The organism is Pseudomonas sp. NFACC16-2 (genome assembly GCF_900119205.1).
Taxonomy (GTDB): domain Bacteria; phylum Pseudomonadota; class Gammaproteobacteria; order Pseudomonadales; family Pseudomonadaceae; genus Aquipseudomonas; species Aquipseudomonas fluorescens_Q.
In genome coordinates, this window is record NZ_FPIX01000020.1 from 574 (window position 1) to 25037 (window position 24464).

Below are 24464 nucleotides of genomic sequence, written 5' to 3' on the forward strand. Positions count from 1 at the left end.
ATGAATGCTGAAGACGCCTTGAAACTTGCTCGCCGGTTTATCGGGTTGCCCCTGGACAAGCGCCGGATGTTCCTCGCGGCGCTGGCCAAGGAGGGCGTGGAGTTCAGCGGTTTTCCCATCCCCCAGGGCGTCGAGGCCGAGGATCGCCAGGCCTTGTCCTATGCCCAGCAGCGCATGTGGTTCCTTTGGCAACTGGAGCCGGACAGTGGCGCCTACAACCTGCCTGGGGCGGTGCGGCTCAGCGGAGTGTTGAGCCTGCCGGCCCTGGAGCAAGCCTTCGCCAGCCTGGTGGCGCGGCATGAAACCCTGCGCACGGTGTTCCAGCGCCAGGCCGACGACCGTCTCCTGCAGGTGCCGGCCAGCGCGCCGCTGGTGATCGACCACGCGGACTTCAGTGCCATGCCGGCCGACGAGCGCGAGCAGGCGGTTCGCCTGGCTGCCGAGGCCCAGTCGATGCGGCCCTTCGACCTGGCCTGCGGCCCGTTGCTGCGGGTCGAATTGCTCAAGCTCGATGAGCAGGAACACGTGCTGCTGTTGACCCTGCACCACATCGTCTCCGATGGCTGGTCCATGAACGTGTTGATCGATGAGTTCATTCGTTTCTACGACGCCCATGAGGCGGGCGTTGCACCGCAGTTGGCCGAATTGCCGATCCAGTACAGCGACTACGCCCTGTGGCAACGCCGTTGGCTGGAGGCCGGCGAGCTGCAGCGGCAACTCGATTACTGGCAAGCGCAACTGGGCGACGAGCATCCGGTGTTGGAGCTGCCACTCGACTACCCACGCCCGATACTGCCGAGCTATCGCGGTCGTCGCCTGGAACAGGTGGTGGAGGCCGCGCTGGTCGAGCAACTGCGCGGCGTGGCCCGGCAACAGGGGGTGACCTTGTTCATGCTGTTGCTGGGTACCTTCAGTATCCTGCTGCACCGTTACACCGGACAAGACGACCTGCGGGTCGGGGTTCCGGTCGCCAACCGCAACCGCCAGGAAATCGAAGGGCTGATCGGTTTCTTCGTCAACACCCAGGTGTTGCGGGTGCAAGTGGATGGCCAGGCCCGCCTTGGCGACCTGTTGCGTGACGTCAAGGAAACCGCCCTCGGCGCCCAGGCCCACCAGGACCTGCCCTTCGAACGACTGGTCGAGGCGCTGAAGCTTGAGCGCAGCCTGAGCTACAACCCATTGTTCCAGGTGATGTACAACCACCAGCCGGAAGTGGCCGACGTCACCACGCTGAAAGTCGGCAGCGGTCTGGAGCTGGGTGTCATCGAGTGGGAATCGCGCAGTACCCAGTTCGACTTGAGCCTGGATACCTACGAAAAGGGCGGCCAATTGCATGCCGCGTTCACCTACGCCAGTGATTTGTTCAACCCCGAAACCATCGAGCGCATGGCGCGGCACTGGACGCTGCTGTTGCGCAACATCGTCGCCGACCCACAGCAGCGGGTCGGCGAACTCGCGTTGCTGGCGCCGGCTGAATACCGGCAGTTGGTGACTGAGTGGGGGCGCCACGACACGACCTGGCCGAGCGAGCGCCCGGTGCACGAACTGTTCGAGGCGCAAGCTGAACGCAGCCCGGACGTCATCGCCTTGATCTGCGACGGACAACGATTGACCTACGGCCAGCTCAACGCCCGATCCAATCGCCTGGCGCGCACGTTGGTGGCGGCGGGTGTCGGGCCTGACGTGCTGGTGGGCATTGCCGTCGACCGCAGCCTGGAACTGGTGATCGCCATTCTTGCCGTGCTCAAGGCCGGTGGTGCCTACGTGCCGCTGGACCCTCAGTACCCAGCTGATCGCCTGCGGTTCATGATTCAAGACAGCGCCAGTCGCCTGCTCCTGACCCAAAGCCATTGGCTTGAACGCCTGCCTGTGCCCGAGGGCGTGCGTTGCTTGTGCCTGGATCAGAGCCCGTCTTGGGAAGACGCCGAGCCCGGCAATCTGCAACGCCAGGTGTGGGCCGACAGCCTGGCCTACGTCATGTTCACCTCCGGCTCGACCGGGCGCCCGAAAGGTGTCGGCATCAGCCACGGCGCGCTGAGCAAGCATGCGTTCGCCTCCCAGCACTATTACGGCTTGAGCAGCGCCGACTGCGTGCTGCAATTCGCCACGTTCAACTTCGATGCCTTTGGCGAGCAACTGTTCGGGCCGCTGACCTGCGGTGCCTCGGTGCTGCTGCGTGGCAACGAGGTGTGGGACAGCGAAACCCTGTACCGCCACATCGTCGAACAGGGCATTACGGTCATGGACCTGACCACCGCCTACTGGAACATGATCGCCAAGGAGTTCGCCGCTGCCGGCCCGCGTGACTATGCCGCGCTGCGCCAGGTGCACAGCGGTGGCGAGGCGATGCCGCCCGAGGGCGTGCAGGCCTGGCGCCGGGCCGGGCTCGAGCGGGTCAAGCTGCTCAACACCTACGGCCCGACCGAAGCCACGGTCACCGCCACCACGCTTGATTGCAGCGATTACGTCTTCAATCGCCGGCCGCTGCCGCTGACCTTGCCCATTGGCCAGCCGCTGCCAGGCCGGCATACCTATCTGCTCGATGGACACCTCGAACCCACGCCGGTGGGCGTGGTCGGCGAGTTGCTGATTGGCGGCGAGCTGCTGGCGCGCGGTTACTTCCAGCGTCCGGGCTTGACCGCCGAACGGTTCATTCCCGATCCGTTTTCCACCACTGGCGCGCGCCTGTATCGCACCGGCGACCTGACACGCTTCAACACCTTGGGCCAGATCGAATACGTCGGTCGCGTTGACCATCAAGTGAAGATCCGCGGTTTGCGCATCGAGCTGGGCGAAGTCGAAGCGCGGCTGCTGGAACTGGACGCGGTAAACGCAGCCGTCGTCCTGGCGGTGCAAGGTGGCAGCAGCCTGCAACTGGTGGGCTACGTGGTGCCCCAGGATGCCTCGCTGGTGTCGGCCTCGGCCGAGGCGCAGGGCGCGGCGCGGGACACCCTGAAGGCGCAGCTCAAGGAGAGCCTGCCGGATTACATGGTGCCCACGCAATGGCTGTTCCTGGCGCAATTGCCGCTGAGCCCCAACGGTAAGCTCGACCGCAAGGCATTGCCTTCAGCCGATGCCAGCCAGCTGCAGCAAGCCTTCATCGCGCCCCGCAGTGAGCTGGAACGAGGCATCGCGGCCATTTGGCAGGACGTGCTCAAGCTTGAACAGGTCGGCCTGACCGACAACTTTTTCGAGCTGGGCGGCGACTCGATCATCTCGATCCAGGTGGTCAGCCGTTCGCGACAGGCGGGGATCCATTTCACCCCCCGTGACCTGTTCCAGCATCAAACCATACAAGGCCTGGCGAGCGTCGCGCAGCAGGGCGGCAGTGGCCTGCAGATCGATCAAGGGCCGGTCAGCGGCGAGCTGCCGTTGCTGCCTATCCAGCAGGTGTTTTTCGAGGACGCCATTGCCCAGCGTCATCACTGGAACCAGGCTGTCCTGTTGCGCAGCCACCTGCCGTTGCAGGCGCCAGCGCTGATGCAGGCCCTCAACGCCTTGGTGGTGCATCACGATGCCTTGCGTTCGCGCTTCACCGAAACCCCGACGGGCTGGCGCGCCGATGTGGCACCGGTGGCGATCGACCCCGAGCTGCTGTGGACCGCGGATAACCTGAGCGCCGCTGAGCTGCAAGACCTCTGTGCCAAGGCCCAGCGCAGCCTCGACCTGCAAAAGGGCCCGCTGCTGCGTGCCGTGCTGGCGAACATGGCCGATGGCAGCCAGCGTCTGTTGCTGGCCGTGCACCACCTGGCCGTGGACGGCGTGTCGTGGCGCATCCTGCTGGAAGACCTGCAACGGGCTTATCAACAGGCCAGTGCCGGAGCCACCCTCCGGTTGCCGGCCAAGACCAGCGCCTACAAGGCCTGGGGCGAACATCTGCAGGTCTACGCCAGCACTGAAACGCTGCGCACCGAATTGACCTTCTGGCAGCAGCAACTGCAAGGCGCCGTGGTGGATCTGCCCTGGGACAGCCCTCAAGGCAGCCGGCAAAGCCGATACGCAAAAGTGCTACACAGCCGACTCGACAAGACCCTCACCCAGCAACTGCTGCAACAGGCCCCCGCGGCGTATCGCACCCAGGTCAACGACCTGCTGCTGACCGCCCTGGCGCGGGTGATCTGCCGCTGGACCGGGCATACCGACACACTGATCCAACTGGAAGGCCATGGCCGCGAAGAGCTGTTCAGCGACGTCGATCTGACCCGTACGGTCGGCTGGTTCACCAGCCTGTTCCCGGTGCGCCTGACCCCGGCCGACCGCGTGGGCGCCGCGATCAAGCAGATCAAGGAGCAGCTGCGGGCGATCCCGAACAAAGGCATTGGCTTCGGTGTGCTGCGCTACCTGGGCGACGACGCGGCACAAGCCTGTCTCAAGGCCTTGCCATTGCCGTGCATCACCTTCAATTACCTCGGTCAGTTCGACGGCAGTTTCGATGCCAGCGAGGGCGTGCTGTTCAGCCCGGCGGGCGAAAGCGCCGGACACGAGCAGAGCCTCGATGCGCCGCTGGACAACGGGCTGGGCATCGAGGGCCAGGTCTACGACGGCGAGCTCGACTTGCGTTGGACGTTCAGCACTGAGCAATTCAACGAGGCGACCATCGCCCGCCTGGCCGATGACTATGCCCGCGAACTGGAAGCGCTGATCGACCATTGTTGCCTGGCCGATGCCATGGGCGTCACGCCGTCGGATTTCCCGCTGGCGCGTATCACCCAGGCGCAGTTGGACGCGATCCCAGTGCCGGCTGCCGCTATCGAGGACATTTATCCACTGTCGCCGATGCAGCAAGGCATGCTGTTCCACACCTTGTACGAGCAGGGCGCCGGCACCTACATCAACCAGTTATGCGTGGATGTTGATGGCCTCGACCCCGAGCGTTTCCGCGCCGCGTGGCAGGCGACCCTGGACGCCCACGAGATCCTGCGCAGCGGCTTCATCTGGCAGGGCGAGTTGCAGGAGCAGTTGCAGATCATCCACCGCCGCCTGGTGCTGCCTTACACCTTGCTCGACTGGCGCGGGCGCCATGATGTCGCCCAGGCCCTCAGGGATTTCACCGCCGCTGACCTGACCAGGGGCTTCGACCTGACTCAGGCCGGACTGCTGCGGGTCACGCTGATTCAGTTGAGCGATGAGCGTCATCACCTGATTTTCACCAACCATCACATCCTGATGGACGGCTGGAGCAGCGCGCAGATGCTTGGCGAAGTGCTGCAACGCTACGCCGGTCAACAGCCGCCGCGTCCGGTCAGCCGCTACGCCGATTACATCCAATGGTTGCAGCGCCAGGACACAGCCCTCAGCGAAACGTTCTGGCTGGGGCAACTGGCCGATCTCCAGGAGCCGACGCTGCTCGCAAACGCCGCCGCGGCGAGTGCTGAAGTGCGCAGCGAAAGCGCTCACGCGCTCAGGCATTACACGCTGGATGCGCCGCGCACGGGCCGTCTCAATGCATTCGCCCGCCAGCAGAAAGTCACCGTCAACACCCTGGTGCAAGCGGCGTGGCTGCTGCTGTTGCAGCGTTACACGGGTAGCGACTGCGTGGCGTTCGGCACCACCGTGGCCGGGCGACCGGCAGAATTGGTTGGCATCGAACAACAGGTCGGCCTGTTCATCAACACCTTGCCAGTGATCGCAGGCTCGCGTCCGGACCAGACGGTCGCTGCCTGGCTGGCCGCCGTGCAAGCCCGGAACCTGAGCCTGCGCGAATTCGAGCACACACCGCTGGCAAACATCCAGCGCTGGGCCGGGCAGGGCGGGGGAGCGCTGTTCGACAGCCTGCTGGTGTTCGAAAACTTCCCGATCTCCGCGGCGTTGCAACGTGGCACCGCCCAAGGCGTGGTGTTCGGCGAAGTCGCCAACCAGGATCAGACGCATTACCCGCTGACCCTGGGCGTGACCTTGGGCGAGACGCTGGCGCTGCACATGAGTTTTGACCGGGCGCATTTCAGCGTCGCGACCATCGAGCGCTTGAGTGCGCAATTGCTGCACCTGCTGGAACGGTTTGCCGAATCCGCCGAGCGTCGCCTCGGCGAGATCGCCCTGGCCAACGATGAGGAACATAAGGCGCAACAGGCTGCCAACCATCCGCAACCATACCCGACCGACATCGCCGTGCATCAACGCATCGCCCATCTGGCGGCGCTGAAACCGCACAGCACCGCGGTGATCTTCGATGGAAAACGTTTCAGCTACGGCGACATCGACCGTCGGGCCAACCAACTGGCTCATGCACTGGTCGCCCGTGGCGTGGGCCCGGAAACCCGCGTCGGCGTGGCCCTGCCGCGCAGCGAAGGGGTGATCGTCGCGCTGCTGGCGGTGCTCAAGGCCGGCGCTGCCTACGTGCCGCTGGACACCAGTTACCCCCGTGAACGCCTGGCGTACCTGATCGAGGATTCGGGGCTGGCGCTGTTGCTCACCGATTCCCGGGTGTCGGCGCAGTTGCCCCTGGAACGTGCCGCACAGGTGCTGGAGCTCAATTGCCTGGACCTGAGCCGACAACCTATCCATGCCCCTGCGATCGAGGTCGATCCACAGAACCTGGCGTACGTGATCTACACCTCCGGCTCCACCGGCAATCCCAAGGGCGTGAGCGTGGCCCATGGACCGCTGGCGATGCATTGCCAGGCCATCGGCGAGCGCTATGAAATGCAGGGCCGCGATTGCGAATTCCATTTCATGTCCTTCGCCTTCGACGGCGCCCACGAACGCTGGCTCACCAGCCTGACCCACGGCGCCTCGCTGCTGATTCGCGACGACAGCCTGTGGACCCCGGAGCAAACCTACAACGCGATGCGCGAGCACGGCGTGACCGTGGTGGCGTTCCCACCGGTGTACCTGCAACAACTGGCCGAACACGCCGAGCGCGAAGGCAACCCACCCAAGGTGCGCATCTATTGCTTCGGCGGCGATGCGGTGCCCAACGCTAGTTTCGAACGGGTCAAGCGCGCCCTCGATCCGGACTTCATCATCAATGGCTACGGCCCGACCGAAACCGTGGTCACGCCGCTGATCTGGAAGGCCGGTCGTGACGTGACGTGCGGCGCCGCGTATGCGCCCATCGGCAGCCGTATCGGCGACCGCAGCGCCTACGTGCTGGATGCTGACTTGAACCTGCTGCCCCAAGGCATGGCCGGTGAGCTGTACTTGGGTGGCAGCGGCCTGGCCCGGGGCTACCTGAACCGCCCGGGGCTGACGGCCGAGCGGTTTGTCGCTGATCCGTTCAGCGCGGAAGGTGGCTTGCTGTACCGCACCGGCGACCTGGTGCGCCAACGCGCCGACGGCATCTTCGATTACCTGGACCGTATCGACAACCAAGTGAAGATCCGCGGTTTCCGCATCGAACTGGGCGAAGTCGAGGCCAGCCTGCAAGCCCTGGATGGCGTGCGCGAAACGGTCGTCGTGGCCCAGGAAGGCCCGGCTGGTAGCGGCAAGCGCCTGGTGGCCTATGTGGTGGCCGATGCGTCGGCGGCCCCGCATGAGGCGTTCGCCGAGCACCTGCGCGAACAGCTCAAGGCGACCCTGCCGGCGCACATGGTCCCGGCCTACCTGCTGCTGCTTGAACGCTTGCCGCTGACCCCCAACGGCAAGCTCGACCGCAAGAACCTGCCCAAGCCCGATGTCAGCCAATTGCAGCAAACCTACGTGGCGCCGCGCAGCCCGCTGGAGCAGCAACTGGCGACCATCTGGCAGGACGTGCTCAAGCTTGGGCAAGTCGGCCTGCAGGACAATTTCTTCGAACTGGGCGGCGATTCCATCGTCTCGATCCAGGTGGTCAGTCGCGCCCGCCAGGCCGGTATCCAGTTCACGCCGAAGGATCTGTTCCAGCACCAGACCATCGAGGCCCTGGCCGCCGTGGTCCAGACGGGCACGCCGCGGCAGTCGATCGACCAGAAACCCGTGACCGGCGAAACCGCACTGCTGCCGATCCATCAATGGTTCTTCGCCCAACCGATTCCGGACCGCCATCACTGGAACCAATCGGTGATGCTCAAGCCGACGCAGGCGCTGGATGCGCAGGCGTTGGAGCAAGCCTTGGGCGCGCTGATCGAGCACCACGACAGCTTGCGCCTGGACTTTATCGAGGAGGGCGAAGGCTGGACCGCGCGTTACCGTGACGTCGAGGCGCAGGCCGCTGGCACGCTGCTGTGGCAGGCCGACGTCGCCGATCTCGCTGAGCTGGAAGTGCTGGGCAACCGGGCCCAGCGCAGCCTGCAACTGGACGGCGGCCCGCTGCTGCGCGGGCTGCTGGCGAACCTCGCCGACGGCACCCAGCGGCTGCTGCTGATCGTGCATCACCTGGTGGTGGACGGGGTGTCCTGGCGGATTCTGTTCGAAGACCTGCAAAGCGCTTATCGGCAGATGCTCGCGGGCACGGCGGCGGTGCAGCTGCCGGCCAAGACCAGTGCGGTCAAAGCCTGGACCGCCGCGTTGCAGGACTACGCGGCCAGCGCACCCTTGCAGGCCGAGCTGGGCTTTTGGCAGCAACAGTTGCAAGGCGCCTCGGCGGGGTTGCCGTGGGACAATCCCCAGGGCGGGCAGCAACACAGCCAAGCCGTGACGATCCGCACGGCACTCGATAAAACCCTCACCCGGCAACTGTTGCAGCAGGCCCCGGCGGCCTACCGCACCCAGGTCAACGACCTGCTGTTGACGGCACTGGCGCGGGTGATGGTGCGCTGGACCGGCGACGACAGCGTGTGGGTGCAACTCGAAGGCCACGGCCGCGAAGAGTTGTTCGCCCACGTCGACCTGACTCGTACCGTCGGCTGGTTCACCAGCCTGTTCCCCGCGAAGCTGACCCCGGCTGCCGATCTCGGCGCCTCGTTGAAACAGATCAAGGAGCAACTGCGCGCCATTCCCAACAAGGGCATTGGCTTCGGCGCCTTGGCGCACCTGGGCGATGATGCGGCGCGCCAGACCCTGCAAGCCTTGCCGAAACCGCAACTGACCTTCAACTACCTCGGCCAGTTCGACGGCAGCTTCGATGGGGCCGGCGAGGCCTTGTTCGTGCCGACCACCGAGCGCGGCGGCGAAGAAGTGAACCTGCAAGGCCCGCTGGGCAGCCCGCTGGCCCTCGACGGCCAAGTGTTTGGCGGCGAGCTGGACTTGAGCTGGACCTTCAGCGGCGACAGGTTCAACGCCGCGACCATCCAGCGCCTGGCCGATGACTATGTACAGGAACTCACCGCGCTCATCGCCCACTGCTGCGACAGCAACAGCCGTGGCGTGACGCCATCGGATTTCCCCTTGGCGCGGCTGACCCAGGCGCAACTCGACACCCTGGTCCAACACCCCCAGGCCATTGACGACATCTACCCGCTGTCTCCGATGCAGCAGGGCATGTTGTTTCATTCCGTGCTCGAGCAGGGCAGTGGCGAGTACATCAACCAGATGCGCCTCGACATCGAGGGCATCGACCCGCAACGTTTCCGCACCGCCTGGCAAGCCGTGGTCGATGCCCATGACATCCTGCGCAGCGGCTTCTTCTGGCAGGGCGACCTGGCGCAGCCGGTGCAGATCGTGCAGCGCCAGGTCGAGGTGCCGTTCCGTGTGCTCGACTGGAACGGGCGCACTGATATTGAGGGCGCCCTGCAAACCCTGGCCGAGGCAGAACATGCCCAAGGCGTGGACCTGACCCGGGCGCCGCTGATGCGCCTGGTGCTGGTGCGCACCGGCACTGACCGTCATCACCTGATCTACACCAACCATCACATCCTGATGGACGGCTGGAGCAGTGCGCAGTTGCTCGGTGAAGTCTTGCAGCATTACCGGGGTGACAGCGTGGCCCGTCCGGCCGGGCGTTATCGCGATTACATTGCCTGGCTGCAACGCCAGGACGAGGCCGCCAGCGAAGCGTTCTGGATGCCTGCGCTGCGCCGCCTGGAGACCCCGACGCGCCTGGCCGACGTCATGGCGAAGCCGGCGCAGGCCCTGGCCGCTCATGGCGATCATGTCCAGGTGCTGGACGAAGCGCTGACCCGACGCCTGGAGGCCTTTGCCCGTGCCTCGAAAGTCACCGTCAACACCTTGGTGCAGGCGGCATGGCTGCTGCTGTTGCAGCGTTACACCGGTCGAGGCACGGTGGCCTTCGGTGCGACGGTCGCCGGCCGCCCGGCGGATGTGCCCGGCATCGAGCAGCAGATCGGCCTGTTCATCAACACCTTGCCGGTGATCGCCAGCCCGCGGGCCGAGCAGTCCCTGGACAGTTGGTTGCAAACGGTGCAAGGGCAGAACCTGGCGCTGCGGGAGTTCGAACACACCGCGTTGCTGGACATCCAGCGCTGGGCTGGGCAGGGCGGTGAACCGCTGTTCGACAGCCTGCTGGTGTTCGAGAACTACCCGATTGCCCAAGCCTTGGAGCAAGGCGCGCCAGACGGCCTGCGCTTCGGCCCGGTGGTCACCCAGGAGCAGACCAACTACCCGCTGACGCTGTTGGTGGGCCTCGATCGGCAGCTGTCAGTGCACATGAGCTACCAGCGGGCCAGTTTTGAACCCGCCAGCGTGGCGCGACTGGCGGCGCATCTGGCTCAACTGTTGGGGCAGATGACCGCCCATGGTGAACGCTGCCTGGGTGAACTGTCGATGCTTGAGTTCGATGAGCATCAGCGCCTGACCCATGACTGGAACCCGGTGGACGCCCCGTTCGAGCAAACGCTGTGCATTCACCAGCTGATTGCTCGTCAGGTCGAAGCCACGCCAGAGGCCCTGGCGGTGACCTTCGCCAACACCCGCCTGAGCTACCGCGAACTGGACGGTTGCGCCAATCGCCTGGCCCATAGACTCATTGAGCTGGGGGTGGGCCCGGAAGTGCGGGTAGGCGTGGCAATGCCGCGCTCCGAGCAATTGCTGATCGCCTTGCTGGCGGTGCTCAAGGCCGGTGGCGCCTACGTCCCGCTGGACCCGGACTATCCGGCCGAACGCGTGGCCTACATGCTCGACGACAGCGGCGCGCGGGTGCTGCTGACCGAGCAAGCGGTGGCGGCGACGCTGACCGTTGCGGCCGAGACCGCTGTGTTGATGCTGGATCAACTCGACCTGACGCACTACCCGCTGAGCGCACCCCACACCCTGGTCACGCCAGACAGCCTCGCCTATGTGATCTACACCTCCGGCTCCACCGGTAAGCCCAAGGGCGTGGCGATTGCCCATCGCAACGTGCTGGCGCTGATCGATTGGTCGAAGTCGGTCTACAGCCGCGACGATATCCAAGGCGTGCTCGCCTCCACTTCAGTGTGTTTCGATCTGTCGGTGTGGGAGCTGTTCGTGACCCTGGCCAATGGCGGCTCGCTGATCATCGCCCGTAACGCATTGGAGTTGCCGCACCTGCCCGCCCGGGATCAGGTGCGCCTGGTCAACACCGTGCCATCGGCCATTGCCGCGTTGCAGCGTAGCGGTGAAATCCCGGCCAGCGTGCGCATCATCAACCTGGCCGGCGAGCCGTTGAAGCAGAGCCTCGTGGAAACGCTGTACCAATGTGGGATTGAGCATGTCTACGACCTCTACGGCCCATCGGAAGACACCACCTATTCCACCTGGACCCGCCGCACCGTCGGCGGCACGGCAAACATCGGCCGGCCCCTCAAGCACACCGCCAGCTACCTGCTGGACAGTGACTTGCAAGCGGTGCCCCAAGGCGTCTCGGCCGAGCTGTACCTGAGCGGCGCGGGCATCACCCGTGGCTACCTCGGCCGTGCCGCGATGACCGCCGAGAAGTACGTGCCCAACCCGTTTTCCAGCAACGGCGAACGCCTGTACCGCACCGGCGACCTGAGCCGTTATCGCGTCGATGGCGTGCTCGAATATCAGGGCCGGATCGACCATCAGGTGAAGATCCGCGGCTTCCGTATCGAGCTGGGGGAAATCGAAGCGCGGCTGCTGCAACAACCCGAGGTGCGTGAGGTGGCCGTCCTGGCCCAGGACGCGGCGGGAGGCCAGCAACTGGTGGCCTACGTGGTCGCCCCAGCGCTGGACCTGGACGCCACCGAAGCGCAGCGTGCCCTGCGCGACCAGCTCAAGGCCGGCCTCAGGGAACACCTGCCCGACTACATGATTCCAGCGCACCTGCTGTTCCTCGATCAACTGCCGCTGACGCCCAACGGCAAACTCGACCGCAAGGCCTTGCCGGCCCCGGAGAGCGGCTTGCTGCAAGCCGGTTATGTCGCGCCGGCCAGTGAACTCGAGCAGCAGGTCGCGGCGATCTGGGCCCAGGTGCTCACGGTGGGACGCGTGGGCCTGAACGACCACTTCTTCGAGTTGGGCGGTCATTCGCTGCTGGCGGTCAATGCCGTCTCGCGCCTGGCCCTCGAACTGGGGCTGACGCTGACCCCGCAACTGATTTTCCAGCACCCCGTCCTGGGGGATTTTGTCGCGCAACTGGACATCGGGGACGGGCCAATCAACGAACAGAAACTGAACAAGCTGGAAGCCCTGCTTGATGAAATGGAGGAAGTCTGATGGACAAGAGTGTTGCTTTGAGGATTGCCAAGCGCTTTATCACTCTGCCGCTGGACAAACGCCGGTTGTACCTGGAAAAGATGCTTGAAGAAGGCGTCTCGCCGGCCAACCTGCCGATCCCCGAGGTTCGCTCCGGGTTCGAACACATCGCGCTGTCCTATGCCCAGGAACGCCAGTGGTTCCTGTGGCAGATGGACCCGCACAGCTCGGCCTATCACATCCCCAGTGCCCTGCGCCTCAAGGGGCCGTTGGATGTGGTTGCCCTGGAGCGCAGCTTCAACGCCTTGGTCGAGCGCCACGAGAGCTTGCGCACCACTTTCATCGAGCATGGCGAGCAGGCCGTGCAGGTCATCCACCCGCACATGCCGCTGCGTATTGCGGTCCACGCGTTGCCCGCCGGTTCGCCAGCCAGCCAGGACGACAGCATCAAGGCCTTCGTCGAGGCGCAAAGCGCGCGCCCATTCGATCTGCGCCAGGGGCCGCTGCTGCGGGTTTCACTGTTGCAAATCGCCGAAGACGACCATGTGCTGGCGCTGATCCAGCACCACATCATCTCCGATGGCTGGTCGATGCAGGTGCTGGTGGATGAGCTGGTCCGCCATTACGCTGCGGACACTGCCGGCCAGCCGCTGGTGCTCCCGGAACTGACCGTGCAGTACGCCGACTACGCCATCTGGCAGCGCCACTGGCTGGAGGCCGGTGAGCGCGAGCGGCAACTGGCCTATTGGCTCCAGACCCTGGATGGCGAGCATCCGGTTTTGGCATTGCCCCTCGATCATCCGCGCCCGCCCGTGCAGAGTTTTCGCGGTGCGCGCCTGGACCTGAACCTGCCGCCGGCACTGGGCACGGCGCTCAAACAATTGGCCCAGCGTGAAGGGGCCAGTCTGTTCATGGTGCTGCTGGCGTCGTTCCAGGCCTTGCTGCACCGCTACAGTGGCCAGCCAGAGATCCGCGTCGGCGTGCCCGTGGCGAATCGCAACCGGGTCGAGACCGAGGGCCTGATCGGCTTTTTCGTCAACACCCAGGTGCTCAGCGCCGATGTCGATGGACAACTGCCGTTCGATCGTTTGCTCCATCAGGTCAAGCAAGCGGCCATGGCCGCCCAGGCTCATCAGGACTTGCCGTTCGAGCAGTTGATCGAAGCCCTGCAACCGGAACGCAGCCTGAGCCACAGCCCGATCTTCCAGGTCATGTTCAACCACCAGACAGCCAGTGATACCCAGGACCGGCAGTTGCAGCTGCCACGGCTGAGCATCGAGGACCTGGTGTGGGAAGGGCGCACCGCCCAGTTCGACCTGACCCTGGGCACCTATGAAACCGAGCAGGGCGTTGCCGCCGAACTGACCTACGCCACCGACCTCTTCGAAGCGCAGACCATCGAACGCCTGGCCCAGCACTGGCAGAACCTGCTGCAAGGCATTGTCGAGGCGCCGCAACGACGTATCGGTGAGTTGCCGTTGCTCGACGCCGCCCAGCAGCGCCTGACGCAGCAAGACTGGTACCGCGTGGCCGACCACGGTGCCGGAACCGGATGCGTGCACTGGCGCATCGCCGAACAAGCGCGCCAGACCCCCGACGCGCAGGCGCTGACCATCGATGGACAGACCCTGACCCATGGGCAACTGGATGCGCGCGCCAACCAGCTCGCCCACCGCTTGATGGCCCTGGGCGTGACGCCCGACCAGCCGGTGGGCATCGCGGTGGAGCGTAGCGTCGAAATGATCGTCGGCCTGCTGGCGATCCTCAAGGCCGGTGGCGCCTACGTGCCCCTGGACCCGGCGTATCCCGAGGATCGCCTGGCCTACATGATCGAGGACAGCGGCATCGAATTGCTGTTGACCCAGGCCCGTTTGCAGGCGCTGCTGCCGATTCCGGCCACCCTGCAGACCCTGTTGCTGGACCAGCCCGACGCCGCGCTGCAGGCCGCACCGCGCAGCTGTCCGGTGGTGCCACTGACTGCCGAGCATCTGGCCTACGTCATCTACACCTCCGGTTCCACCGGCAAACCCAAGGGCGTGATGGTGCGTCATGGCGCGCTGAGCAATTTCGTCGCCAGCATGATCGCCCAGCCGGGCCTTGTAGCCAGCGACCGCATGCTTTCGCTGACGACGTTTTCCTTCGACATTTTTGGCCTGGAAATCTACGGCCCGTTGTCGGCCGGGGCCAGCATTGTGCTGACCGGCCAGAACGTCCACCAGGATCCGCAAGCGGTGCTGGCGCTGATCGAACGCCATGACGTGACCGTGTTGCAAGCCACACCTTCGAGCTGGCGCATGCTGCTGGATCACGAGCAGTCTGCGCTGCTGGCCGGGCGCACGTTCCTGTGTGGCGGCGAAGCGTTGCCCCTGGAACTGGCGCAACGCTTGTTGGCCCTTTCGCCGAAGGTCTGGAACCTCTACGGCCCGACCGAAACCACGATCTGGTCGGCGGTGCACCCCTTGAGCCTTGAACGCAGCCGCCCATTCCTGGGCAAGCCCCTGGACAACACGGCGCTGTACATCGTTGGCAGCGACCTGACGCTCAACCCACCCGGTGCGCCGGGTGAGCTGTTGATTGGCGGTGAAGGCCTGGCCCGCGGCTATTTCCAACGCCCGGCCCTGACCGCCGAACGTTTCGTGCCCGATCCGTTTTCGCGCGCGGGCGAGCGGCTGTACCGCACTGGCGACTTGACCCGTTATCGGGCCGAAGGCGTGGTCGAGTACATCGGTCGTATCGACCATCAAGTGAAGATCCGTGGCTTGCGGATCGAACTGGGGGAAATCGAAGCGGCGTTGCTGGCCCAGGCGAGCGTGCGTGAAACCGTGGTGGTGGCCCATGAAGGCCCGACCGGGGCGCAACTGGTGGGCTATGTGGTGCCGGCCACGGCTGAGGTGTTGGACGCCGAGGCCGAGGCCGCGTTGCGCGCCTCGCTGAAAACCGCGCTCAAGGCGCAGCTACCCGAGTACATGGTTCCGGCGCACCTGTTGTTCCTGGCGCAACTGCCGCTGACGCCCAACGGCAAGGTCGATCGCAAGGCGTTGCCGGCCCCGGATGCCAGCGAATTGCAACGTGCCTACGTGGCGCCTCGCAGCCAGCGCGAGCAGCAAGTGGCGCAGATCTGGCAGGAGGTCCTCAAGCTTGAGCGTGTCGGGCTGCACGACAACTTTTTCGAGTTGGGCGGACACTCGTTGCTGGTGACCCAAGTGGTCTCGCGGGTTCGTCGGCTGCTGGACATCGAGGTGCCGCTGCGCAGCCTGTTCGAATACAGCACGTTGCAGGATTTTGTCGCGGCCCTCGACGCCGAGTCGGGCGTACAGCCGCAGGCCATGGCCGCCGTGGCGCGGGATAAGCCACTGCCGCTGTCGTTTGCCCAGGAGCGCCAGTGGTTCCTGTGGAAAATGGACCCGGACAGTGCCGCCTACAACATTCCCACGGCGCTGCGATTGCGCGGCACCCTGGACAAAGTCGCCCTGCGCCGCAGCTTCGAAGCGCTGGTGCAACGGCATGAAAGCTTACGCACCGTGTTCGTGGAGGACGATGGACGCACCTGCCAGGTGATTCGCCCGCAAGGGCAAGTCAGTTTTATCGAGCAACGCTTGACCGGGGCGGATGAGGCTAGCATTCAGGCCTTCCTCGAAGAGCAGACACAACGCCCGTTCGACCTCTTGAACGATGCGCTGCTGCGCGTGGCATTGCTGGAGCTGGGGGCGCAGGACCACGTCCTGGCGTTGACCCTGCACCACATCGTTTCCGACGCCTGGTCGTTGCAGGTGATGGTCGACGACCTGATGAGCCTGTATTCGGCGTTCACCCAGGGGCAGCCCGCGCAGTTGCCCGGGCTGGAAGTGCAATACGCCGACTATGCCGTCTGGCAGCGCCAATGGATGGCCGCCGGCGAACAGGATCGGCAACTGGCCTACTGGACCGCGCAACTGGGCAGCGAGCAACCCCTGCTGGAACTGCCCACCGACCATCCGCGCCCGGCCCAGCAAAGCCTGCGCGGCGCGCGGCTGCCGATTGTGCTGGATCCTGCGTTGAGCGATGCCCTCAAGGCCCTGGCCCGGCGGGAAAACGTCACGCTGTTCGTGTTGTTGCTCGGTTCTTTCCAGGCCCTGCTGCACCGCTACAGCGGCCAGGCCGACATCCGCGTCGGGGTGCCGATTGCCAACCGTCAACGCCTGGAAACCGAGCGGTTGATCGGTTTCTTCGTCAATACCCAGGTGCTGCGCGCCGAGTTCCACAGCGATCTGACAGGGGCCGATTTGCTGCAACAGCTCAAGCAGACGGCCATGGCGGCGCAGATGCATCAGGACCTGCCGTTCGAGCAATTGGTCGATGCCTTGCAGCCCCAGCGTAACCTGAGCCACAGCCCGTTGTTCCAGGCCATGTTCAACCACCGCAACGAAACCGCCTCGGTCTTTGACGACGCATTGCCGGGCCTGGCGGTCGAACCCCTTGGCTGGGCGCAGCGCACCGCGCAGTTCGACCTGAGCCTGGAGACCACCGACAGCCCGCAGGGCCTGCACGCCGCGTTGATCTACGCGACGGACCTGTTCGAACCGGCCACCCTCGAGCGCATGGGCCAGCATTGGCTCAACCTGTTGCACGGCTTGGTGCAGGACCTGCATCGCCCGGTTGCGCAGTGGGCGTTACTGGACACTGACGAGCGTCGGCGCCTGCTCGTCGACTGGAACGCGACGGCGGTTGCGTACCCGCTCGATCGCTGTGTCCAGGGGTTGATCGAAGAACAGGTACGCCGGACGCCGGATGCCCCGGCGCTGGTGTTCGGCGAGCAACGCCTGAGCTACGGCGAGCTCAACGCCCAGGCCAATCGCCTGGCTCACACCTTGATTGAGCATGGCGTCGGCCCGGATGTGCTGGTGGGCATCGCCGTGGAACGTTCGGTGGAAATGGTCCTGGGGCTGTTGGCGATTCTCAAGGCCGGCGGTGCCTATGTGCCGCTGGACCCGGAATACCCACGGGATCGCCTGGCCTACATGTTCGAGGACAGCGGCATCGGTTTGCTGCTGACCCAGCAGCATTTGCTCGATCAATTGCCGATTCCGCAAGGAATCGACAGCCTGGTGCTGGACCTGCCTGATGGCGAGGTGTACGCAGGTTGCGACACAAATCCGGACGTGGTGGTCGACGGCGAGAATCTGGCTTACGTGATCTACACCTCCGGTTCCACCGGCAAGCCCAAGGGCGCGGGCAATCGTCATTCGGCGCTGGTCAACCGCCTGTGCTGGATGCAGCAGGCCTATGGGCTCGATGCCACCGACAGCGTGTTGCAAAAAACGCCGTTCAGTTTCGACGTGTCGGTGTGGGAGTTCTTCTGGCCGCTGCTGACCGGCGCGACGCTAGTGGTGGCCGCGCCGGGGGCTCATCGCGACCCGGCGCAACTGATCGGGCTGATCACGGCGCAGCGCATCACAACGCTGCACTTCGTGCCATCGATGTTGCAGGCGTTTGTGCAAGACCCCCGCGTAGCCGAATGCACCAGCCTCAAACGCATCGTTTGCAGCGGTGAAGCCCTGCCGGTGGATGCGCAACAACAGGTGTTCGCCAAACTGCCGAACGCCGGCCTGTATAACCTCTATGGCCCGACCGAGGCGGCCATCGACGTGACCCACTGGACCTGTGTCGAGGAAGGTCGCGACAGCGTGCCGATTGGCCAGCCGATCGCCAACCTGGGCACCTACATCCTGGACGATGAGCTTTCGCCGGTGCCGGTGGGCGTGATCGGCGAGCTGTACCTGGCGGGCGAGGGACTGGCCCGTGGATACCACTGCCGCGCCGCGCTGACGGCCGAGCGGTTCGTGACCGGCCCCTTTGGTCACGGCCAGCGGCTGTACCGCACTGGCGACCTGGCGCGCTACCGCACCGACGGTGTGATCGAATACGCCGGGCGCATGGACCACCAGGTGAAAATCCGTGGCTTGCGCATCGAACTGGGGGAAATCGAAGCGCGCCTGGCCGAGCACGATGACGTGCGCGAAACCGTGGTGATCGCCCAGGGCGGTAGTCTGCTGGTGGCCTACGTGGTGCCGACACGCACTGAATTACTGAGCGCCGAAGAGGCCGTGCGCCAGGCGCTGCAAGGCCGCCTCAAGGCGCATTTGAGCCAGTCCTTGCCCGACTACATGGTGCCGCAGCACTGGTTGTGGCTGGAAAAAATGCCGGTCAGCCCCAACGGCAAACTGGAGCGCAAGGCGCTGCCCCCAGCTGATCTCAGCGCCAGCCCCAAGGCTTACGTCGCAGCGCATACCGCCATGGAACAGGCGCTGGCCGGTATCTGGCAAAGCGTGCTCGGGCAAGCGCAAGTGGGTGTCAGCGACAACTTCTTCGAACTGGGGGGCGATTCGATCATCTCCATCCAGGTGGTCAGCCGGGCCCGTCAGGCCGGGATCCATTTCAGCCCCAAGGATTTGTTCGTCCACCAGACCATCCAAGGCCTCGCCAGCGTGGCCACCCTGGATGACAGCCGCCCCGGCATCGACCAGAGTCCGGTGACGGGGAGCGCGGTGTTGCTGCCGTTCCAGCAATTGTTTTTCGAACAGGACATGGCCGAGCCTCATCACTGGAACCAGTCGGTGCTGCTCAAGGGCTTGCGGCCGATCCACGGCGGGCACCTGGAGCAGGCGCTCCAGGCCTTGGTGACCCACCACGATGCCTTGCGCCTGGCCTTCAAGCGCGAAAATGGCAGCTGGACCGGGCACCATCAAACCCTCGCCGAGCAGCAGGCGGCTTGGCAACGTTCACCGCTGTTGTGGACCGCCGAAGTGGCCGACGCCCCGGCACTCGAACGCTTGGCCGAACAAGCCCAGCGCAGCCTGGAACTGGAAAGTGGCCTGCTGCTGCGGGGGGTATTGGCAAACCTTGCCGATGGCAGTCAGCGGCTGTTGCTGGTGATTCATCACCTGGTGGTGGACGGGGTGTCCTGGCGCATTCTGCTGGAGGACCTGCAACAGGCTTACCAGCAGTTGCAAGTCGGCCAGCCCCTCAAGCTGCCGGCCAAGACCAGCGCCACGCAGGCCTGGGCGCAACGCTTGAAGCTGCACGCCGACAGCGCGGCGTTGCAGGCGCAGATGACGTATTGGCAAGCGCAACTGGCGGGCGCTCGTCACGATCTGCCTTGCGACCGGCCTCACGGCGAATTGCGCAGGTGCCATGGGGCGCAGGTCCAGACGCGGCTGGACAAAGAGCAGACCCGCCGGCTCCTGCAGCAAGCGCCAGCGGCCTATCGAACCCAGGTCAACGATCTGCTGTTGACGGCCCTGGCCCGGGTCATCGGTCGATGGACCGCAGAGGCCTCAACCTTGATTCAACTGGAAGGCCATGGCCGTGAGGCGCTGTTCGATGACGTCGACCTGAGCCGCAGCGTCGGCTGGTTCACCAGCCTGTTCCCGGTGCGTTTGACACCGGCAGCGACCGCAGGAGAGTCGATCAAGGCCATCAAGGAGCAGTTGCGGGCGATACCCGACAAAGGCCTCGGATTCGGTGTGTTGCGCTACTTGGGCGACGAGCAGACGCGGCGCACCCTCCAGGCGCTGCCGAAGCCGCGGATCACCTTCAACTACCTGGGCCAGTTCGACAGCGGTTTTGCCGAGGAGGCCGACGGGCTGTTCAGCCCGGCCAGTGAAGCGGCAGGCGAGCCACAGAGTCCCCTGGCGCCGCTGGACAACTGGTTGACGCTCAACGGCAGTGTCTACGCCGGCGAGCTGAGCATCGACTGGACATTCAGCGCGCAGATGTTCGACGCCTCGACGATCCAGGCGCTGGCGGTGGACTACGGTCAAGAGTTGCAAGCGCTGATCGAGCACTGCTGCCAGGCGCAGCACCAGGGCTTCACGCCGTCGGACTTCCCCCTGGCCGGGTTGACCCAGGCGCAACTGGACGCCTTGGCGCTGGCGCCGCGACAGGTCGAGGACATCTATCCGTTGTCGCCGATGCAGCAGGGCATGCTGTTCCACACGTTGCTTGAGCAACAGGCCGGCAACTACATCAATCAGTTGCGGGTGGATGTCGAAGGCTTGGACGTCGAGCGCTTCCGCCAGGCCTGGCAGGCGGCCATGGACGCCCATGACGTGCTGCGCAGCAGTTTTGTCTGGGAGGGCGAATTCAAGCGCGCCTTGCAGGTGGTGCACAAACGCTTGGAGGTTGCGTTTGTGTCCCATGACTGGCGCGCCAGGCCGGACCTGGCCCAAGACCTTGAAACCCTTGCATCGGCACAGCGCCAGGGCTTTGCACTGGATGCGGCGCCGTTGCTGCGGCTGGTGGTGGCGCGCGTGGCAGAGGACCGCTATCACTTGATCTACACCAGCCATCACATCCTGATGGATGGCTGGAGCAACTCGCAGTTGCTCGGCGAAGTGCTGCAACGCTACAGCGGCCAGGTCCTGGCCCGGCCATCCGGCCGCTACCGCGACTACATCGAGTGGCTGTCGGCTCAAGACCCACGGGCCAACGAGCAATTCTGGCAGGCGCAACTGGCCGAACTGGACGAGCCGACGCTGCTGGCGGGGGCTTTTGCCCGGGACAACCGCACCGATGCCCGCCATGGCCACGGCGAACACGAGCAGTTGCTCGATGCCCAAGTCACGGCGCGGCTGCAGCGCTTTGCCCGTGAGCAGAAAGTCACGGTCAACACGCTGGTGCAAGCGGCCTGGCAGTTGTTGCTGCAACGCTGTACCGGACATGCCGCCGTTGCCTTCGGCGCCACCGTGGCCGGGCGTCCGGCACAGATTCCCGGCGTGGAGCAGCAGATCGGCCTGTTCATCAACACCTTGCCGGTCATCGGCCAGCCGCGGGCCGAGCAGAGCGTCGGCCAATGGTTGCAGGAGGTCCAGGGGCGCAACCTGAGCCTGCGCGAACACGAACACACGCCGCTGTTCGATATCCAGCGCTGGGCCGGGCAGGGCGGTGCGGCGCTGTTCGACACGCTGTTGGTGTTCGAGAACTACCCGGTTGCCCAGGCGCTGCAAGAGGGGGCACCGGCCACGTTGCGCTTCGGCGAGGTGGTCAATCACGAGCAAACCAACTACCCGCTGACCCTGGCGGTGAACCTGGGGGAAACGCTGTCGTTGCTCTTGAGTTACAGCCACGACAGCTTCATGCCGGCCGACGTGAGCCGTATCGGCGGGCACCTGCGCCATCTGCTGGAGCAACTGACCCTGGGCGGCGAGCGCTTGGTGGGGCAATTGGCATTGCTCGATGCCGAACAGCAACAGGTCCAGCAGGGTTGGAACGCCACCGCGATGGATTACCCCCTCGACTGCAGTGTGCATCGACTGATTGAAGCGCAGGCGGATAAAACCCCCGACGCCTGTGCCCTGGTTTTTGCCTCCCAGCGGCTGAGCTATGCCGACCTCAATGCCCAGGCCAACCGCCTGGCCCATGTGCTGATCGAGCACGGGGTAGGGCCGGATGTGCTGGTGGGCATCGCCGTGGAGCGCTCGGTGGAAATGGTGATCGGCCTGTTGGCGATCCTCAAGGCGGGCGGCGCCTACGTGCCGCTGGACCCGGAGTATCCCCAGGATCGCCTGGCCTACATGTTCGACGACAGCGGCATTGGCTTGCTGCTGACCCAACATCAGTTGCTGGAACGCTTGCCGGTGCCGTCGGGCCTGCGCAGCCTGGTGCTGGATCAGCCCGGCGACTGGCTGGCCGGTCGCAGCGACCGCAATCCAGCGGTCGCGGTCGATGCTGAAAACCTTGCCTACGTGATCTACACGTCGGGTTCCACCGGCAAACCCAAGGGCGCGGGTAACCGTCACTCGGCGCTGGTCAATCGGTTGTTCTGGATGCAGGACGCCTATGGGCTGGAGGCGAGCGACCGTGTGCTGCAAAAAACGCCGTTCAGTTTCGACGTGTCGGTCTGGGAGTTCTTCTGGCCATTGTTGACCGGTTCGACCCTGGTCATGGCGCCGCCCGGCGCCCACCGCGACCCGACGCAGATGATCGAACTGATCAGCGCGCAGCAGATCACCACCTTGCACTTCGTCCCGTCGATGTTGCAGGTGTTCATGCAAGACCCGGCGGTGGGGCGTTGCCAGAGCCTGAAGCGGATCATTTGCAGTGGCGAAGCCTTGCCGGTGGATGCCCAGTTGCAGGTGTTCGCCAAACTGCCCGCTGCCGGCCTGTACAACTTGTACGGCCCCACCGAGGCGGCCATCGACGTGACGCATTGGACCTGCGTCGACGAAGGTCGGGACGCGGTGCCGATTGGTCAACCGATCGCCAACCTGAGCACGTTTATCCTCGACCCGGACCTGTCGCCGTTGCCGGTGGGGGTCACCGGCGAGCTGTACCTGGGGGGCGAAGGCCTGGCGCGGGGTTACCACCGTCGTCCGGCGTTGACCGCCGAACGCTTCGTCACCAGCCCGTTTGGTGACGGCGCGCGCCTGTACCGGACCGGCGACCTGGCGCGCTACCGGGCCGACGGGGTGATCGAGTACGCCGGGCGCCTGGATCATCAGGTGAAAATCCGTGGCCTGCGCATTGAACTGGGCGAGATCGAGGCGCGCCTGGCCGAACATGCCGAGGTCCGCGACAGCGTCGTGATCGCCCAGGACGGCACGCTGCTGGTGGGTTATGTGGTGCCGCAATCCTCGGCGCTGTTGAATGCCGAGGCCAGTACCGGCCTTGCCTTCGAGCAAGCCTTGAAGACCCACCTGGGCCAGCACCTGCCGGACTACATGGTCCCGCAGCATTGGGTATGGCTTGAGCGCATGCCGGTGAGCCCGAACGGCAAACTGGAGCGCAAGGCGCTGCCCCGATTCGACGCCAACCAGTCGCAGCAAGGCTTCGTGCCGCCCGAGGGTGAGCTGGAGCAACGGATTGCCCGCATCTGGCAAGCAGTACTGGAGGTAGAGCAGATCGGGCGCAACGATCATTTCTTCGAACGTGGCGGCCATTCGTTGCTGGCCACCCAGGCCGTCTCACGGTTGCGCAAGCTGACGGACTATCCGCTGAGCCTGCGGGACCTGTTCAATCATCCGCAGCTCAAGGCGCTGGCGGCCCTGATGGCTGGGAGTGCGGATGGAGCGGTTTGGGCGGGTGACTCCAGTGGAATCCGGCTCAAGGCCCATGGGCCGCGACGTTCGGCTCCGTTGTCGTTGGTGCAGCGGCGCCTGTGGATCGCCGAACAATTGTCCGGCGGCACTTCGGCCTATGGCATGCCCCTGGCGTTGCGCTTGTCTGGCGAGTTGTCGGTGGAACACCTGTTGAGCAGCTTCGCCGAAGTGGTCCGCCGCCATGACGTGCTGCGCACGGCGTACACCCAGGACGACGAAGGCGATCCGCTGGCGCTGATTGCCGATGAGATCGAAGGGGACTTCCCGGTGATCGATTTGTCGGGCCTCTCGCCCAGTGCCCAGCAAGAACAGGTGGCCCGGGCGACGCTGGAAAACGCGCGCACGCCGATTGACCTGCAACAGGCTCCGCTGTGGCGCGGGCGGATCCTGCACCTGGGACCGACCGAGCATGTGTTGTTGTATGCCATGCACCACATCATCTCCGATGGTTGGTCGATGGGGCTGTTGATCAACGAGCTGGTGCAGGTCTACGAAGCGTCCCTCAATGGCCAGCCGATGCCGCTGCCGCCCCTGGACGTTCAGTACTACGACTTCGCGTTGTGGCAGCAGGCGCTGGAAGAGCAGGGCGTGCTGGCGCGTCAGGCCGACTACTGGAGACACCGGCTCAGTGGCTATGACGGTCGCCTGAGCCTGCCACTGGAAAACCCGCGGGGGCAGACAGCGTCCTATGACGGCGATGCGTTGCAGTTCCATCTTTCCCCCGGGTTGACGGCGGCATTGCGGCGCTCGTCGAGCGAGGCCGGTGTCACGCTGTACAGCACGCTGCTGGCGTCGTTCCAGGTGTTGTTGCACCGGGTCTGCGCGGCGCAAGACATCGTCGTGGGTGCCGACGTGGCCGGTCGTGAACAGCCTGAGCTTGAGCGCCTGATCGGTTTCTTCGTCAACGTGCTGCCCCTGCGTTCGCGTTTTGACGCCGAACTCACGTTTGCGGCGTTCCTG

General features: G+C 65.0%; 2 protein-coding genes (1 of these 2 running past the window's edge). Both read left to right on the forward strand.

Annotation, left to right across the window (positions count from 1 at the left end; genetic code table 11):
- A complete protein-coding gene (locus tag BT116_RS17105; RefSeq protein WP_072345805.1) occupies window positions 1-12450 on the forward strand; it encodes a non-ribosomal peptide synthetase in 12450 nt (4149 codons plus the stop codon).
- A protein-coding gene (locus tag BT116_RS17110) for a non-ribosomal peptide synthetase (RefSeq protein WP_072345807.1) crosses the window boundary here: on the forward strand, window positions 12450-24464 show its 5' portion. The gene runs 1521 nt beyond the window's last position; only the first 12015 of its 13536 coding nucleotides appear in the window; its start codon is at window positions 12450-12452; its stop codon lies beyond the right edge, outside the window. Before BT116_RS17105 ends, BT116_RS17110 begins: the two co-directional genes overlap by 1 nt.